Annotated in this window: 15 protein-coding genes and 1 pseudogene; 13 read left to right on the plus strand and 3 right to left on the minus strand. The window is 66.5% G+C overall.

Annotated features, from left to right (window positions below; genetic code table 11):
* The 7 genes and pseudogenes from AC1DF4_RS15610 to AC1DF4_RS15640 all read left to right on the plus strand — a co-directional run.
* Window positions 1-149: pseudogene (locus AC1DF4_RS15610) on the plus strand (bifunctional D-altronate/D-mannonate dehydratase); the annotation flags it as partial.
* A 67-nt stretch (window positions 150-216) separates the two neighbouring features.
* Window positions 217-2,502, plus strand: a complete 2,286-nt coding sequence (locus tag AC1DF4_RS15615) for a gluconokinase, GntK/IdnK-type (RefSeq protein WP_476913825.1) — start codon at window positions 217-219, stop codon at window positions 2,500-2,502.
* A gap of 166 nt (window positions 2,503-2,668) precedes the next feature.
* Window positions 2,669-3,910 carry an FAD-dependent oxidoreductase gene (locus AC1DF4_RS15620; RefSeq protein ID WP_476913737.1) on the plus strand — a complete coding sequence of 414 codons (1,242 nt, stop codon included), beginning with the start codon at window positions 2,669-2,671 and terminating at the stop codon, window positions 3,908-3,910.
* A 73-nt stretch (window positions 3,911-3,983) separates the two neighbouring features.
* Window positions 3,984-4,568, plus strand: coding sequence for an orotate phosphoribosyltransferase (gene pyrE, locus AC1DF4_RS15625; protein ID WP_476913738.1), 585 nt, complete (start codon window positions 3,984-3,986; stop codon window positions 4,566-4,568).
* A 95-nt stretch (window positions 4,569-4,663) separates the two neighbouring features.
* A complete protein-coding gene (locus AC1DF4_RS15630) occupies window positions 4,664-5,437 on the plus strand; it encodes a GAF and ANTAR domain-containing protein (protein ID WP_476913739.1) in 774 nt (257 codons plus the stop codon).
* A gap of 97 nt (window positions 5,438-5,534) precedes the next feature.
* On the plus strand, window positions 5,535-6,086 hold the full coding sequence (locus tag AC1DF4_RS15635; RefSeq protein ID WP_476913740.1) for a hypothetical protein: 552 nt from the start codon (window positions 5,535-5,537) through the stop codon (window positions 6,084-6,086).
* Window positions 6,087-6,168: 82 nt separating this feature from the next.
* Window positions 6,169-7,209 carry a thioesterase domain-containing protein gene (locus tag AC1DF4_RS15640; RefSeq protein ID WP_476913741.1) on the plus strand — a complete coding sequence of 347 codons (1,041 nt, stop codon included), beginning with the start codon at window positions 6,169-6,171 and terminating at the stop codon, window positions 7,207-7,209.
* A gap of 16 nt (window positions 7,210-7,225) precedes the next feature.
* On the opposite strand, the gene AC1DF4_RS15645 is transcribed toward AC1DF4_RS15640, so the two are convergent.
* Complete coding sequence (locus tag AC1DF4_RS15645; protein ID WP_476913742.1) at window positions 7,226-8,080, minus strand: HAD-IIA family hydrolase; 855 nt, start codon at window positions 8,078-8,080, stop codon at window positions 7,226-7,228.
* A 172-nt stretch (window positions 8,081-8,252) separates the two neighbouring features.
* Between AC1DF4_RS15645 and AC1DF4_RS15650 the strand changes: the two genes are divergently transcribed.
* From AC1DF4_RS15650 to AC1DF4_RS15660, 3 genes are all read left to right on the plus strand, one after another.
* Window positions 8,253-8,831 carry a TrmH family RNA methyltransferase gene (locus AC1DF4_RS15650; protein ID WP_476913826.1) on the plus strand — a complete coding sequence of 193 codons (579 nt, stop codon included), beginning with the start codon at window positions 8,253-8,255 and terminating at the stop codon, window positions 8,829-8,831.
* Window positions 8,832-8,984: 153 nt separating this feature from the next.
* Window positions 8,985-10,004 carry a class II fructose-bisphosphate aldolase gene (gene fbaA / locus AC1DF4_RS15655; RefSeq protein WP_224048407.1) on the plus strand — a complete coding sequence of 340 codons (1,020 nt, stop codon included), beginning with the start codon at window positions 8,985-8,987 and terminating at the stop codon, window positions 10,002-10,004.
* 2 nt (window positions 10,005-10,006) lie between these two features.
* Window positions 10,007-10,435, plus strand: a complete 429-nt coding sequence (locus AC1DF4_RS15660; protein WP_476913743.1) for a DUF3151 domain-containing protein — start codon at window positions 10,007-10,009, stop codon at window positions 10,433-10,435.
* 133 nt (window positions 10,436-10,568) lie between these two features.
* On the opposite strand, the gene AC1DF4_RS15665 is transcribed toward AC1DF4_RS15660, so the two are convergent.
* Window positions 10,569-11,201: a uracil-DNA glycosylase family protein gene (locus AC1DF4_RS15665; protein ID WP_441406982.1), complete on the minus strand. Its 633-nt coding sequence runs from the start codon at window positions 11,199-11,201 to the stop codon at window positions 10,569-10,571.
* A 492-nt stretch (window positions 11,202-11,693) separates the two neighbouring features.
* Here AC1DF4_RS15665 and AC1DF4_RS15670 point away from each other — a divergent pair, with 492 nt between their 5' ends.
* On the plus strand, window positions 11,694-12,983 hold the full coding sequence (locus AC1DF4_RS15670; RefSeq protein ID WP_224048410.1) for an adenylosuccinate synthase: 1,290 nt from the start codon (window positions 11,694-11,696) through the stop codon (window positions 12,981-12,983).
* Window positions 12,984-13,068: 85 nt separating this feature from the next.
* Here the strand turns inward: AC1DF4_RS15670 and AC1DF4_RS15675 are convergent, their stop codons facing one another.
* Complete coding sequence (locus AC1DF4_RS15675) at window positions 13,069-13,323, minus strand: FCD domain-containing protein (protein ID WP_476913744.1); 255 nt, start codon at window positions 13,321-13,323, stop codon at window positions 13,069-13,071.
* 46 nt (window positions 13,324-13,369) lie between these two features.
* Here AC1DF4_RS15675 and AC1DF4_RS15680 point away from each other — a divergent pair, with 46 nt between their 5' ends.
* Window positions 13,370-14,380: a 1-aminocyclopropane-1-carboxylate deaminase gene (locus AC1DF4_RS15680; protein ID WP_476913745.1), complete on the plus strand. Its 1,011-nt coding sequence runs from the start codon at window positions 13,370-13,372 to the stop codon at window positions 14,378-14,380.
* Window positions 14,381-14,705: 325 nt separating this feature from the next.
* Window positions 14,706-15,191 carry a hypothetical protein gene (locus AC1DF4_RS15685; protein WP_476913746.1) on the plus strand — a complete coding sequence of 162 codons (486 nt, stop codon included), beginning with the start codon at window positions 14,706-14,708 and terminating at the stop codon, window positions 15,189-15,191.
* The last annotated feature ends 64 nt before the right edge of the window (window positions 15,192-15,255 follow it).

Consider the following 15,255-nt stretch of genomic DNA (forward strand, 5'->3'; position numbering starts at 1 on the left):
CCATGACGTTCGTGGACGGGTACCTGCACCCGGGCGACAAGCCCGGCATCGGCGTCGAATTCAACGAGGAAGCGGCCGCGGCGTTCCCGTACCAGCAGGCCTACCTGCCCTACAACCGCCTCGTCGACGGCACCGTCCATGACTGGTGAGCGGGCACAACCGGTGACCCCCATCGAACCCTTCCCGGCAGGCCAGGCCGCACCACGCATTGTTGTTATGGGCGTCTCCGGGTGCGGCAAGACGACCATCGGCGACCTCGTCGCCCGCGGACTCGGCGCACCCTTCCTCGACGGCGACTCCCTCCACCCCGTGGAGAACGTCGCCAAGATGGCGGCCGGCACCCCGCTGACGGACGAGGACCGCTGGCCCTGGCTCGCCACCGTGGGCACCGAGCTCGCCAACGCCGGAGACGGCGGTCTGGTGCTCGCATGCTCCGCGCTCAAACGCTGCTACCGGGACGCCATCCGGGCCCTGGCGCCCGGCACCGTGTTCCTGCACCTGCACGGCAGCAAAGAGGTCCTGGGGTCCCGGCTCGAAGGACGCTCCGGCCACTTCATGCCGGCCGCGCTGCTTGACTCCCAGCTGGCAACGCTGGAACCGCTCGAGGCCGACGAAACCGGGATCCTGGTGGACATCGCCGGCCCGGTCAGCCAGGTGGTGACCGAAGCGCTGGCCGCCATTGCCGCCGTCGCCGGCTCCGCCGCGGCAGCCGAGACGGGCGGCGCTGACGCGTCCGGTGCCGCGGGCACCCAGCCGCGCCAGTTCGACGTCGACCTTCAGGCCGCGCCGTTCAACCTCGACGACGACGCCGTGGCGTGGGTGGATTCAACCATCGCCGGGATGAGCCTCGAGGAAAAAATCGGGCAGCTGTTCATCAACCACAACAACGACTACGCCCCGGAGTACCTCGACGGTGTGCTGGAGAACTTCCACGTCGGCGGCATGCGCTACCGGCCCGGACCCTCCGCCGCGGTGCAGGAACACATCCGCTACGCGCAGTCCAGGACCCGCATCCCGCTCCTGGTGGCCTCCAACCCGGAAATGGGCGGAGCCGGAAGCTGCGACGACGGAACGTTTGTGTCGACGCACCTGCAGGCCGGCTCGCACCCGGACAAGGCCATCGCCCGGCAGATGGGGCAGGTCGCCGGAGTGGAAACCGCGGCGCTGGGCTGCAACTGGGCGTTCGCGCCGATTATTGACATCCACTACAACTGGCGGAACACCGTCATCTCCACCCGCGCCTTCGGCAACACCCCGGAAATCGTGGTGGAGCGCGCCAAGGAATACTTCGACGGCATCAGCGAGTCACCCACTGCCTGCGCCATGAAACACTTCCCCGGCGACGGCATGGACGAACGCGACCAGCACGTGGTCACCTCCTACAACACCCTCGGTTACGAGGAGTGGAACCGGAGCTACGGGCACGTGTACCGCGAGATGATCGGGCACGGCGTGCAGTCCATCATGATCGGGCACATCGGGGCGCCTGAGCTGTCCCGGCACTTCCGCCCCGGCCTGGCGGACAAGGACATCCTGCCCGCGACCCTGGCGCCGGAACTGCTCCAGGACCTGCTCCGCGGCGAGCTCGGCTTCAACGGGCTGGTCCTCACGGACGCGTCGCAGATGATCGGGCTGACCCAGGCAATGCGGCGCAAGGACCTGGTTCCGGCCACCATCGCCGCCGGCTGCGACATGTTCCTGTTCTTCCGCAACCCGGCGGAGGATTTCCAGTACATGCTGGAGGGCTACACGTCAGGCGTCATCACCGAACAGCGCCTGCATGATGCGCTGCGCCGGATCCTGGCCCTCAAAGCAAGCCTGGGGCTGCACCGGAAGGCGCGCACCGAGCTGGTCCCGCCGGTCGAGGCTCTGCAGCTCATCGGCAGCGAAGCCCACCGTGCCGTGGCGGCGGCGGTCGCGGACAAGACCGTCACCCTGGTCAAGGACACCGCCAGCAACCTGCCCATCACCCCGGAGACGCACAAACGGATCCGGCTGTACGGCATCTCCGGAGGCTCGGACTTCACCCGCGCCGACCCGCTGGCGTACCTGGACACCGTCAAGGCCGAACTGGAGCGCGCCGGCTTCGAGGTGCACCTGTTCAAGACGGCGGACCAGCGGGAGGCGGCAGGGGAGACCGGCGTGAATTTCATGTCGGTCATCTCCGAGGAAGCCACCGGCGACTACGCGGAGAAGTACGATGCCGCCTTCGTGTTCGCCAATGTCAAGGGCTTCGCCCAGGAGGCTGCCATCCGGATCAAATGGTCCACGCCGATGGCCGCGGAAATCCCCTGGTACGTCACCGAGGTCCCCACCGTGTTCGTCTCGCTCAACCAGCCCAACCACCTGATTGACGTGCCGATGGTGAAGACCGCCATTCACGCCCACGCCGGATCCCGGGAGGCCATCCGGGCAACCATCGAGAAGATCCAGGGCAAGTCGGAATTCCAGGGCACGTTCAACGAGAACGTCTTCTGCGATTCCTTCGACACCAGGCTCTGAGCCGGCGGCGCCAGGGATGCCCGGCGCTGCGGTTTCGGACCGACGCCTCGGTTTCGGGCCGGCGCTACACGGATCCCCGCCGCGCCGGTCCGGAACGGCCGCGGGTGTCCGAAACGTGCGCATCCAAACCCTCCCGCGCCGCCGCGTGCAGGCGTAGCGTATGGCCATGGAGACGACCGGATGTGCGGTGGTGGGCGGTGGACCTGCGGGGATGATGCTCGGCTTGCTCCTGGCGCGGGCCGGGGTACGGGTGACGGTTTTGGAGAAGCACGCGGACTTCTTGCGCGACTTCCGCGGCGACACTGTGCATCCGTCCACCATCCGGCTCATTGACGAACTCGGGCTCGGCCAGGAATTCCGCCGGCTGCCGCAGAGCCGCCTGAAGAATGTCGTATTCCCGGTCCCGGGCGGGCCGCCGGTGACCATGGGCGATTTTGATGCCCTGCCGCCGCCCTACAACTACATCGCCATGATGCCGCAATGGGACTTCCTGAGCTTCCTCGCCGACGCCGCCGCCCAGGAACCTGGGTTCACGCTGCTCATGAGCCATACGGCCACCGGGCTGGTCCGAAACGGGGGCCGGGTCCGCGGAGTCCGCTTCCGGACCCCCGACGGCAGGCCGGACGAACTCCTGGCGGACCTCGTGGTTGCCACAGACGGCCGCCATTCCGCGCTGCGCACCGCCGCCGGGCTGGCCCCACAAGAGTTCCCGGTGCCCTTCGACACCTGGTGGTTCCGGTTGCCCCGCTATCCCTCCGAAACGGGTGAGGTGGCGGGGCTCGTCCCGGCGTTCGGCCCCGGCGAGGCGCTGCTGGCCCTGTTCCGCACCGACTATTACCAAATGGGCTACCTCGCTGCCAAGGGCGCCGACGCTCGGATCCGGGCGGAAGGCGTCGAGGGCTTCCGGCGGCGGGTCGCGGCGCTCCGCCCGGACCTTGCGGACCGTGTTGACGCCATCGCGTCCCTCGATGACCTCCACTGGCTGGACGTGCGCCTCAACCGGCTGCGCACCTGGCACATCAACGGGCTGCTGTGCATCGGGGACGCGGCGCATGCGATGTCCCCGGCCGGCGGCGTCGGAATCAACCTCGCCATCCAGGACGCTGCGGCCGCCGCCGAGTACCTGGCCCCCGCACTGCTCCGGGGCCAGGTGACCACCGCGGACCTGGAGAAAGTCGAACGACGGCGGCGGCTGCCCACCGTCGTCGTGCAGACCGTCCAAAGGATCATGCAACGCGCGATCTTCGGTCCGATCATGTCCGGGAAACGGACAAAGTTTCCGTCCGCGGCACTCTTCGTCGCCCGGCACGTTCCGGCATTCCGCACCATCATTCCCCGCTTCATTGCCTTCGGGCCGCGGCCCGAACACGCACCGGCCTTCGCCCGGCGTGCGCCGCAGCGTTCGTAGCCGTCCGGCCTCCCGCCGACATGTGGGGCGCCGGCGGGGAATCCTGTGCCGCCCAGCCACTAAACTGGGTCCCATGACTGCCACCAGTGCCCCTGCAGCCGACGCCGCTGCCGCCCGTGCCCGCCTGCTTGAACTGATCAAGGAGCTGGCCGTTGTCCGCGGCAAGGTCATCCTCTCCAGCGGCGCGGAAGCCGACTACTACATCGACCTTCGCCGGATCACGCTGCACCACGAGGCCTCCAAGCTGGTCGGCCAGGTCATGCTCTCATTGCTGGACGACGCCGGGATCGACTTTGAGTGTGCGGGCGGGCTCACCATGGGCGCCGACCCCGTGGGAACCGCCGTGATGCATTCCGCCGTCGACGCCGGACGTCCCGTGGACGCCTTCGTGGTCCGCAAGGCGCAGAAATCCTACGGCATGGGCCGCCAGGTGGAAGGCCCCTCCGTCGAAGGCCGCAAGGTGCTGGTGCTTGAAGACACGTCCACCACCGGCGGTTCCGCGCTGACCGCCGTCGAGGGCGTCCGCAAGGCGGGCGGCAACGTCGTCGCCGTCGCCGTGATCGTGGACCGCGACACCGGTGCCAAGGAAAAGATCGAGGCCGCGGCCGGCGTTCCCTACCTCTTCGCCTTCGGCAAGGACGAGCTCGGCCTCGCCTAGGGAGTTCATCCCTCAGCGGACACGTGTAGACGGTGCATTGGGCGTGTTTTATCATTCATAAATACCCACCAGAACAGGCCCCGGAGACCACGCGCATGCTCCTTCCCGAAGAACTTCTCGGAACTGAACCCCTCAGCACCGTCGACCAGATCCAGAACCTCATCCTGGACAGCGCCGATTTCGAGGACTTCCTCAATGAACTCGCCCGGTTCTCCGCCCACCAAGTGGCGGGAGCCGGCGACGATGCGTTGTGCGGGATCACCCTGTTGCGCGACCGGAAGGCCGCGACCATCGGCTGGAGCAGCGACTCCGCCCGCGAGGTGGACGAAATCCAATACCGGCTCTCGCAGGGCCCGTGCCTGACGGCGGCGCAGGAAGAGCGCGAAGTCTACGTTCCGGACCTGTTTGAAGAGGACAGGTGGGGTCCGGATTACGCCACTGCCGTCGCCTCCCACGGGCTGCGCTCGGTGCTCTCCGTGCCGTTCCACCTGCAAGGCGAGGCCCAGGCGGCGCTTAACCTCTACTCCGATGTGCCGCACAAGTTCGACGGCGATGTTGCCGCCCGGGCCCGCGGCTACACCCGCGAAATCTCCCAGGCGCTGCGACTGGCCGTCCGCTTCTCCCTGCACACGGACAGCGCCACGAACCTCCGCGCCACCCTTGAATCCCGCACCGTGATCGACATGGCCATCGGGATCGTTATGGCACAAAACCGCTGCAACCAGGAGAAGGCCGTCAGGATCCTCACGGACGCGTCGAGCAACGGCAACGTCAAGCTCCGTGACATCGCCACCTCCCTGGTCCAATCCGTGGGTGGCACCGCGTCCCGTACCCACTTCGAGGAGCCGGGCCGGCAAGAGGCCGGCTGAACCGGTAGCGGGATATGACTTGTGCGCCCCGCTGTTGGCCTATACGCTGGGTGAGGTTGAGCCGTCGGCCATAGATTCCTTTATTTTTGGAGTACCTATGGACCAGTCTCTTAATGCCCACGTCAAGATCGATACCGTCTCAGACACCGTCCGGATCGACGTTCTTGGCAGCCTGACGCAGGCCTCCCGCCCCTCCCTCATGCAGACCATCCAGCGCATCCGCCAGATGGGCATCACCTCACACATCCGTGTTGAACTGGGGCGTGCCTCCTTTGTCGAGTCAGCGGCGCTGGCCGGACTCCGCAACGACCTTAACTCGATCGACACCGGCGCCATCGCCGGCGACGTGGCGGGCGCGCTGGGAACCGGAAAGGGTGTTTCGCTGGAGCTTTCCGCGCATGTTTTTGATCCGACCGCCGCGCTGCAGCCCCTGGATCTGGCCGGGGAATTCACGGCCTCCATCGATGCCTCCGGTACGCGCCCGCTCGCAGGCTTCTCGGACGATGAACTGCTGGCCGCCAGCGATTCCGTGTTTGGCCTTCTGGACAACCCCGCCGATATGGCCCGTGCGGGACTTCTGGCCACCTACGACGACATTGGCCTCGAGATCAGCCGCCGCGAAGTGGGCCGCGAACCCGAACCCGTGTAGGCAGGACCGGCCGCCGGACTGTGGCTGAGCTGTTATCCGGCGCCGTTTCTGATCGGCCTGCCCCGGTGGCTACGGTAGAGATGTGCCGCATGTGCCTGAAGTTGAGGATGTAGGCGGGGCCGGCGACGTCGACGCCCGCGTGCTTCGGCACGCCGCCGAACTCACGAGGTTCTCCCGGCGGGGCTTCCTGATCGGCACGGGGGCTGCCTCCGTACTGGCGGCCGATATGTTGTTCACCCGGCGGGTGCAGGCCGAACGCCGGGTCCACAAAATCCTCACCGTGCCGGACGAGACCGCCGAGAAGTACTTCCCCCACGCCAGCTGGTTCCTCTTTCCCGGCTACAAAACGAGCTGGGAGGAAGCCCTGTGGATCCTGAACGCGCTGCGCGGGGCGCTGAACAAGCGCGGCCAGCTCGCCGCCGTCGGATACTCCAACGTGGGCCTGGACATCGACGAAATCGTGATCGCGGTGGTGGAGCACGCCCGGGCCCACCAGCTGGACCAGCTCTACTTCTACGGGCACAGCTTCGGCGGCATGGTGGCCACCCAGGTCGCCGCCCGGCTAAGGGAGCTGCACGGCATTGAGGTGGCGTTCATCCTGCTGGATTCCAGCCCGTACAGCAAGTACGACGTGCTGGACCAAAGCTGGTTTGAGGGGGTCGTGTTCCTCTACGAGAGCGGCTTCCGGTTCCCCACGGTGGTGCGCGGCGGCTATGAACTGGGCGAGCGGATGCTGCACAAGGACGAGCGCAGCTGGGGGCAGATCCTGGACCAGACACTGGAACAGCTCTCGCCGATTGCGCCGTCCAGCGTCCTGATCCAGTCCGAGTCCGCCTACATCTACCATTTTGATGCCACCCGCTTCGCGGGCAAGCTCGGCGGGACGAAGATGGCTTTTATTGGCAATCCCCGCGACCAGACCGTGGACTACGGCGCGGCCCGCGACTCCTGGTCCCTGACCTTCAAGGACAACATGGCCTCCGACTCGCAACGGACCGACGGCGCCCGGCCGGCGCACGCCAGCCCGGGCTGGAATCCGTTCGTCTACCGGCCGGTCATCGAGGGGCTGGAGGACGAACTCTTCCCGCTGCCCTCCGGCGGAGGCAAAAAGATCGCGTTCTAGGGTTCCAGTGGCGTGCCTAGATCTGGTTCTTCAGGTCCGCGACCGAGTTCAGGACCTGGTTAGGCCGGAACGGGTAGGCGGCAATGTCGTCCTTGTGGGTGATCCCGCTGAGCACCAGCACCGTGTGCAGCCCCGCTTCCATGCCGGCGATGATGTCGGTGTCCATCCGGTCACCGATCATGGCGGTGGTTTCCGAATGCGCGTCGATCTGGTTCATGGCCGAGCGGAACATCATCGGGTTCGGCTTGCCCACAATGTAGGGCTCCCGGCCGGTCGCCTTGGTGATGAGCGCCGCGATCGCGCCGGTGGCAGGCATCGGGCCGTCCTTCGACGGCCCGGTGGCGTCCGGGTTGGTGGCGATGAACCTGGCACCGCCCAGGATCAGCCGGATGGCCATGGTGATGGCCTCAAAGGAGTAGGTCCGGGTTTCGCCGAGGACCACGAAGTCCGGGTCCTGGTCGGTGAGGATAAAACCTGCCTCGTGCAGCGCCGTCGTGAGGCCCGCCTCGCCGATCGTGTAGGCGCGGTTGCCGGAATCCGAGCCCCGCACCTGGTCCTTGAGGAACTGGGCAGTGGCCAGGGCCGAGGTCCAGATGTTCTCCTCGGGGATTTCCAGGCCCGAACTCTTCAACCGTGCGGCGAGGTCCCGGGGCGTGAAGATGGAATTGTTGGTCAGGACGAGGAAGCGCTTCGAGGTGTCCACCCAGCGCTGGATGAGTTCCGAGGCGCCCGGTATGGGCTGGTTTTCGTGGACCAGGACCCCGTCCATGTCGGTCAGCCAGCACTCGATCTCCTGGCCGCTGCGGTACAGCGAATTTGAAGAATGCACGTGCTCCGAGCCGTCCCTGTGGTCTGCCTGCTGCTCCGCCATGCTGTCCTCCGCCGATAATGTGCCGATGCCAGTCCCAGTCTAATGTTGAGTCGTGACTGAACCAGAGGTACCCAGCGAAACCCTTTCCGGCTCCCCGGCCGGAAACGCCAGTGAGGCGGCGGCCGACGCCGAGCCCAAGGCGGAGGTCGGCGTCGGCCCCTGGGAAGGCGATATGCCGGAAGGCGAGCACTGGGATCCGGACCTATTGGCGGACGGGGACCGCCGCAACGTGCTGGACAAATACCGCTACTGGAAGCACGAGGCGATCGTGGCCGAGCTGGATTCGCGGCGCCACAACTTCCATATCGCGATCGAGAACTGGCAGCACGATATGAACATCGGCACCGTCGTGCGCAGCGCCAACGCGTTCCTGGCCAAGGAAGTGCACATCATCGGACGACGCCGCTGGAACCGCCGTGGCGCCATGGTCACCGACCGGTACCAGCACGTCCGCCACCACCCCACGGTCGCGGACTTCGTGAGCTGGGCGCAGGGGGAGGGCCTGGCGATCATCGGCATCGACATCTTCCCGGACTCCGTCCCGCTGGAAACTTATGAACTGCCCCGCGATTGTGTGCTGGTGTTCGGGCAGGAGGGGCCCGGGCTGAGCCCCGAGGTCCACGAAGCGGCGGTGGACACCCTTTCGATCGAGCAGTTCGGCTCCACCCGCTCCATCAACGCTGCCTCGGCCGCGGCCATCGCGATGCATGCCTGGATCCGCCGGCACGTGTTCAACCAGATCCCGGGGTAGTACAGGGCTCCGGACCCGCCAGGGGGCGAGTATGACAGGCCCGAGTGACCGGAACCACTGCCACCGGCGCGGGAATGGCTAGGATGGTTCCTAGCCGACGAGGTTCACTCCAGGGTCACCAGCCCGCAGACGAAATTCACTTTAGGAGTCAGCATGCCCATTGCAACCCCAGAGATCTACTCCGAGATGATCGACCGCGCAAAGACGGGCGGCTTCGCGTTCCCCGCCGTCAACGTCACCTCCTCCCAGACCCTCAACGCAGCCCTCCGCGGCTTCGCCGAGGCCGAGTCCGACGGGATCGTCCAGGTCTCCACCGGCGGCGCGGCCTACTGGTCCGGCGCGTCCACCAAGGACATGGTGGCCGGCTCGCTCGGCTTCGCCGCGTTCGCCCGCGAAGTCGCCAAGAACTACGGCGTCAACATCGCCCTGCACACCGACCACTGCCCCAAGGACAAGCTCGAGGGCTTCGTCCTCCCGCTGCTGGCAGCCTCCGAGGCCGAGGTCAAGGCCGGCCGCAACCCGCTCTTCAACTCGCACATGTGGGACGGTTCCGCCGAGACCCTGCAGGAAAACCTGCGCATCGCCCGTGAACTGCTGGAGCGCACCGCCGCCGCCAAGATGATCCTCGAAGTCGAGATCGGCACCGTCGGCGGCGAGGAGGACGGCGTCGAGAACGCCATCAACGACAAGCTCTACACCACCGTCGAAGACGCCCTGGCCACGATCGACGCGCTCGGCTCCGGCGAAAACGGCCGCTACATCACGGCGCTGACCTTCGGCAACGTGCACGGTGTCTACAAGCCCGGCGGCGTCAAGCTCCGCCCGGAAATCCTCAAGGACATCCAGGAGCAGGTGGGCGCCAAGATCGGCAAGGCCAACCCGTTCGACCTCGTCTTCCACGGCGGCTCCGGCTCCTCCGAGAAGGAAATCGCCGACGCCGTCTCCTACGGCGTGATCAAGATGAACATCGACACCGACACCCAGTACGCCTACACCCGCCCGGTGGTGGACCACATGTTCCGCAACTACGACGGCGTCCTGAAAGTCGACGGCGAGGTCGGCAACAAGAAGCTGTACGACCCCCGCGTCTGGGGCGCCTCCGCCGAGGCCGGCCTCGCGGCCCGTGTCGTCGAAGCTGCCCAGCAGCTCGGTTCCACCGGCAAGACGTTCTAGGCATGTCGGACGAGTTTCGCAAGAACCTGATGGGCCCCGAGCCCACGCTCCTGCCTGCCGAGACCGAGGTCTACCAGCACCTGGCGCTCGGCCAGGAGGCCCTGGACCTCGTGGCGAAGCACCCGACGTCGTCGCTGCTCTGGGCCGTGCTGGCCGAGGAAGCATGGGCTGAGGGCCGGACCATCGATTCCTACGCCTACTCGCGCGTCGGCTACCACCGTGGCCTGGATTCGCTGCGCCGCAACGGCTGGCGCGGCGTGGGGCCAATCCCGTGGGAGCACGAACCCAACCGCGGCTTCCTGCGCGCCCTGTATTCGCTGGGCCGCGCGTCCGCTGCGATCGGCGAGGCCGAGGAACCGGAGCGGATCGAGAAGTTCCTCAAGGACTCCGACCCCGCCGCCAAGGCAGCCATCGAAGCCGAGAAGCGCTAACCACAACGCGGGGTCACGTCCGGTCCATGCCACCCCTTGGGATGGGCCGGAAGTGACCCCGCGTTGCTTTCTTAAAGCACGACGGCGGGCGTCCACCGAAAGGTGGGCGCCCGCCGTCGTCGTTGCGGAATCGTCAGCTGGTCTTGGCCAGGCCCGTGCGGGCCATCGCGTCCGCGTAGACGGTGCCCATTTCATCGAGGTACTGCTCCTGGCGGGCCGGGGTGCCGGCGAAGGCGCGGCCGCTGAGCGAGCGGACCTTGTAGGTCTTGAGGCCGCGGCGCCAGATCATGGGCACCTCGGTCTTGAGGAGCAGGTTCGCGAGGCGGTTGGCTTCGGTGCCGTGGGCCACAATCACCGAGGCGCGGGGCACCAGGGCGAGGAACTTCAGCAGCGGCTTCAGGCCCGCCGAGATCTGGTCCGGCGTGAACTTGCCGTTGGGCTCGCCCGGGACGTGCCAGGGGTGGACGTTCCACGGCATCACGTACTCGGGGCGCAGGCCCAGCTTCCACTGGACGCCGAGCAGGCGGACGGCGGCTTCGTCGTCGCCAGCGGTGATGAAACCCGATTCGTCCTCGGTTCCGATGTTGGAGAAGAGGCTGATGATGCGGCACTCGTCGACGTCGTGCATCGGATCCACGTAGGGGACATTCGTGCCAGCTTTGGTTGCCTGCAGCGTGTCGCACAGCTCGTTGACGGCCGCGACGCTAGGTTCGTAGCGGCGGCTCAGAAGCTGTTCGCGGGAATTTTCAGTGGCCAAGGCTGTCATATATTGCTGAGTCTCCTGCGGGATTGGTAAAGCTGCCAGACCGTACGCGGGCACGCCCGGGCACCGGGCACGCCAAGTACGGTGTGGTTTGAAAATGTGGTGAGGACCGATTCCTGATCGATCCTTATTAGTCTATCAAGCCCTGCGAAACGAGATGTCTGCCGGAGACCCGGATCCCGGAGGAGCGCGGTGCCGCGGCGTGCGCCTCCTGCCTGGAAATCCTGCTGGGGTCAGGCGATGTGCGGGCGAGTGCGGCCGCCGGGGCCGCAGTCTGTGCAGGCAATCACATTTCTCCCGGCGATGAGTCCATTGGATGGTCAAATGACCCGCCGCCACCGCAATCGGCTAAACTTGGGTGGTAAGAGCCCCGGAACTCTGGCGTTGGGTAAGAGCACAGCGGTAGATTCGGGGCATTCTCATGAACGGCGCTGAGCTGCGGCGGCCACCTGGTGGTCAAAGGCAGTCCGGCCCGAACGAATGGGGGAGGATCCCATGCCAGCAATCGTGATCGTCGGAGCCCAATGGGGCGACGAAGGCAAAGGCAAGGCCACTGACCTGCTTGGTGGCCGCGTCGACTACGTCGTCAAGCCCAATGGCGGCAACAACGCCGGGCACACCGTCGTCGTAGGCGGTGAGAAGTATGAGCTCAAGCTCCTTCCTGCCGGCATCCTGAGCCCCAACGCGGTTCCGATTATCGGCAACGGCTGCGTGGTGAACCTCGAAGCGCTGTTCCAGGAAATCGACGGCCTCGAAGCCCGCGGCGCCGACACCTCGAAGCTGCGCGTCTCCGCCAACGCGCACCTCGTGGCGCCCTACCACCAGGTCCTGGACAAGGTCACGGAGCGTTTCCTCGGCAGCCGCGCCATCGGCACCACCGGCCGCGGCATCGGCCCTGCCTACATGGACAAGGTGGCCCGCCTCGGCATCCGCGTGCAGGACGTCTTTGACGCGTCCATCCTGCGCCAGAAGGTCGAAGGCTCGCTGCGGCAGAAGAACGAACTCTTGGTCAAGGTCTACAACCGCCGCGACATCGAGGTGGACGAGATCGTGGAGTACTTCCTGTCCTTCGCCGAGCGCCTTCGCCCGCTGGTCATCGACAGCACCTTCGTCCTGAACACGGCGCTGGATGAGGGCAAGGTGGTCCTCATGGAGGGTGGCCAGGCCACGTTCCTGGACGTCGACCACGGCACCTACCCGTTCGTGACCTCCTCGAACCCGACGGCGGGCGGCGCCTCCGTGGGCTCGGGCATCGGCCCCACCCGCATCTCGCGCTCCATCGGCATCATCAAGGCGTACACCACCCGTGTGGGCGCAGGCCCCTTCCCCACGGAACTGTTCGATGAGATGGGCCTGTACCTGCAGAAGACCGGCGGTGAGTTCGGCGTCAACACCGGCCGGCCGCGCCGCTGCGGCTGGTACGACGCCGTGCTGGCCCGTCACGCTTCCCGCGTCAACGGGTTCACGGACTACTTCGTGACCAAGCTGGACGTTCTCACCGGCATCGAGCAGATCCCGGTCTGCGTGGCCTACGACGTCGACGGCGTCCGGCACGACGAAATGCCGATGACCCAGACCGAGTTCCACCACGCCAAGCCGATCTTTGAGTTCTTCGAGGGCTGGACCGAGGACATCACCGGCGCCCGGACCCTGGACGATCTCCCGGAAAATGCCAAGAACTACGTGCTGGCGCTCGAGAAGCTCTCCGGGACACGCTTCTCGGCGATCGGCGTCGGCCCGGACCGCGACCAGACCATCGTGATCAACGACCTGATCAACGACTGACGCAAAAACTGACGCACGACGGCGGCGGGTCACCTGGAAAGGTGGCCCGCCGCCGTCGTGGTAAAAAGTAGCGGTGAGTCCGGACCTACTCCGCCGACACGAAACGCAGCGAAAGCCAGTTCTCCCGGCACGCCCTGGCGGCAGCGTCGGCGTCGCCGAGACGGGCGAGCCTGATGATTTCGGCGTGCTGGGCCACGGATCCGCGGGCGGCAAAAGAGCCGAAGCGCATCCGCTCCACGCGGCGCAGGACGGGGGTGGTCTGCTCCAGGAGGTCCCGGAGGACTGGGTTGCCGCTGACCGTGACGAAGACGGCGTTGTCGGACAATGCAATATATTGCATGTTGCCAGTGCAGAAGCAGTTTCCCACCGCGAGCAAAGGACCGTCGATGGCCATCACCGATTTTGAGCGCTACCCGCTGATGTTTGGGCCGAGTCCCATCCACCCGCTGCCGCGGCTCAGCGCGCACCTGGGCGGCGCCCGGATCTGGGCAAAGCGGGAGGACGTCAACAGCGGACTCGCCTTCGGCGGCAACAAGACCCGCAAGCTGGAGTACTTCGTCCCGGACGCCCTGGCCCAGGGCGCGGACACCCTCGTCTCCATCGGCGGCTACCAGTCCAACCACACCCGCCAGGTCGCAGCCGTGGCCGCGAAACTCGGCCTGAAGGCCCGCCTGGTCCAGGAAAACTGGGTCGACTGGCCGGACCCTCTATCTGACCGCGTGGGCAACATCCTGCTCTCGCGGATTATGGGAGCCGACGTCCGGCTGGACAGCGCAGGCTTCGACATCGGTGTCCGCAGCAGCTGGGAGAACGCCATCGAAGAAGTAAAGGCCGCCGGCGGCAAGCCCTACGCCATCCCGGCCGGCGGCTCCGACCACCGGCTGGGCGGGCTGGGCTTCGCCAACTGGGCCTACGAGGTGGAACAGCAGGAGCGCGAGCTCGGCGTCTTCTTCGACACCATCATCGTCTGCACCGTCACCGGGTCCACCCACGCCGGGATGGTCGCGGGCTTTGCCGGCCAGGACAAACCGCGCCGGGTGATCGGCATCGATGCCTCGGCCACGCTGCAAAAGACCCGCGACCAGGTGGAACGCATTGCCCGCAACACCGCCGAGCTGATCGGCCTGGGCCGGGAGCTCCGGGATGACGAAATCAACGTCATGGAGGGCTGGGCCGGGGACCTCTACGGAATTCCCGTCGAGTCCACCCTCGAAGCCATCCGCCTCGGCGCCTCGCTCGAAGCGATGATCACGGACCCTGTCTATGAGGGCAAGTCCCTCGCCGGACTGATCGACCTCGTGAAAAGCCGGGAGATCCCGGCCGGCAGCAATGTCCTCTACGCCCACCTCGGCGGCCAGATCGCCCTCAACGCCTACAGCGGACTCTTCCGATCCTGACACAGCTCCTGACGCAGCCGACGACGGCGGCGGGTCACCTGAAAAGGCGGCCCGCCGCCGTCGTCGTTAACTCGCGGAACGCGGTCCCGAAAAAACTTTTGATTGGTGCGTAACCTTTTGGCGTGCCCCGGCGATTACTCCTTTGTAAGCGCCGCCGGAGGATGGACCCCCCACCAGGAATCCGGCTGGCCTTCCACTGCAAGTGCAGGCCGGCGCCCGCCCCCATCGGGCGCTGGCCAGCCTTCCAATTGAACGAGCGGGCTGTTGACTGCCCCCATCAGGCTTCAGCCAGCCTTCACACAAAAACAAAGGATGTACGTTTCTTATGAAGAGTGTTAGCAAGACCACCAAGATTGCTGTCGGCGCCGCGATTCTCGCTGTTGGAGGATTCTCCGGCATCGGCCTGGCCAACGCGGCCCAGGTTTCGAACACCCAGCAGGCTGAAGTGAACCACGCTACGCCCGCCGTCCCGGCAACCCCCGAGGTTCCGGCGACTCCTGAACTTCCCGCAGCGCCGGCTGTTCCGGCCGTCCCCGCCGTTCCGGCTTCCCCGTCCGCTGACGGCTCGGCCGAGGGTGACGCCAGCGTTGAGGGTACCGAGGGCTCCGCAGAGGGCTCCGTCGAAGCTGATAAGGACGGTGTCTCTGTCGAGGGTGCCGCCAACGCCAAGGGCGCTGCCGAGGCCAAGGCCCACGCCGGCGTGACCGTCGCCGTTCCCGCCGTGCCGGGTGCCAAGGGCGTGCCCGCTGTTCCGGCCACGCCGGCCGTTCCGGCCCTGCCGTCGGACGAACTGCCTGAGCTCAACAAGTAGGCATTGAACGCCTCTTTGGAGGCACCGGGGGTGCGGCCGCTAGACTTGCCGGGGCCGCACCCCA

This window comes from Arthrobacter sp. 05N429, assembly GCF_056397045.1.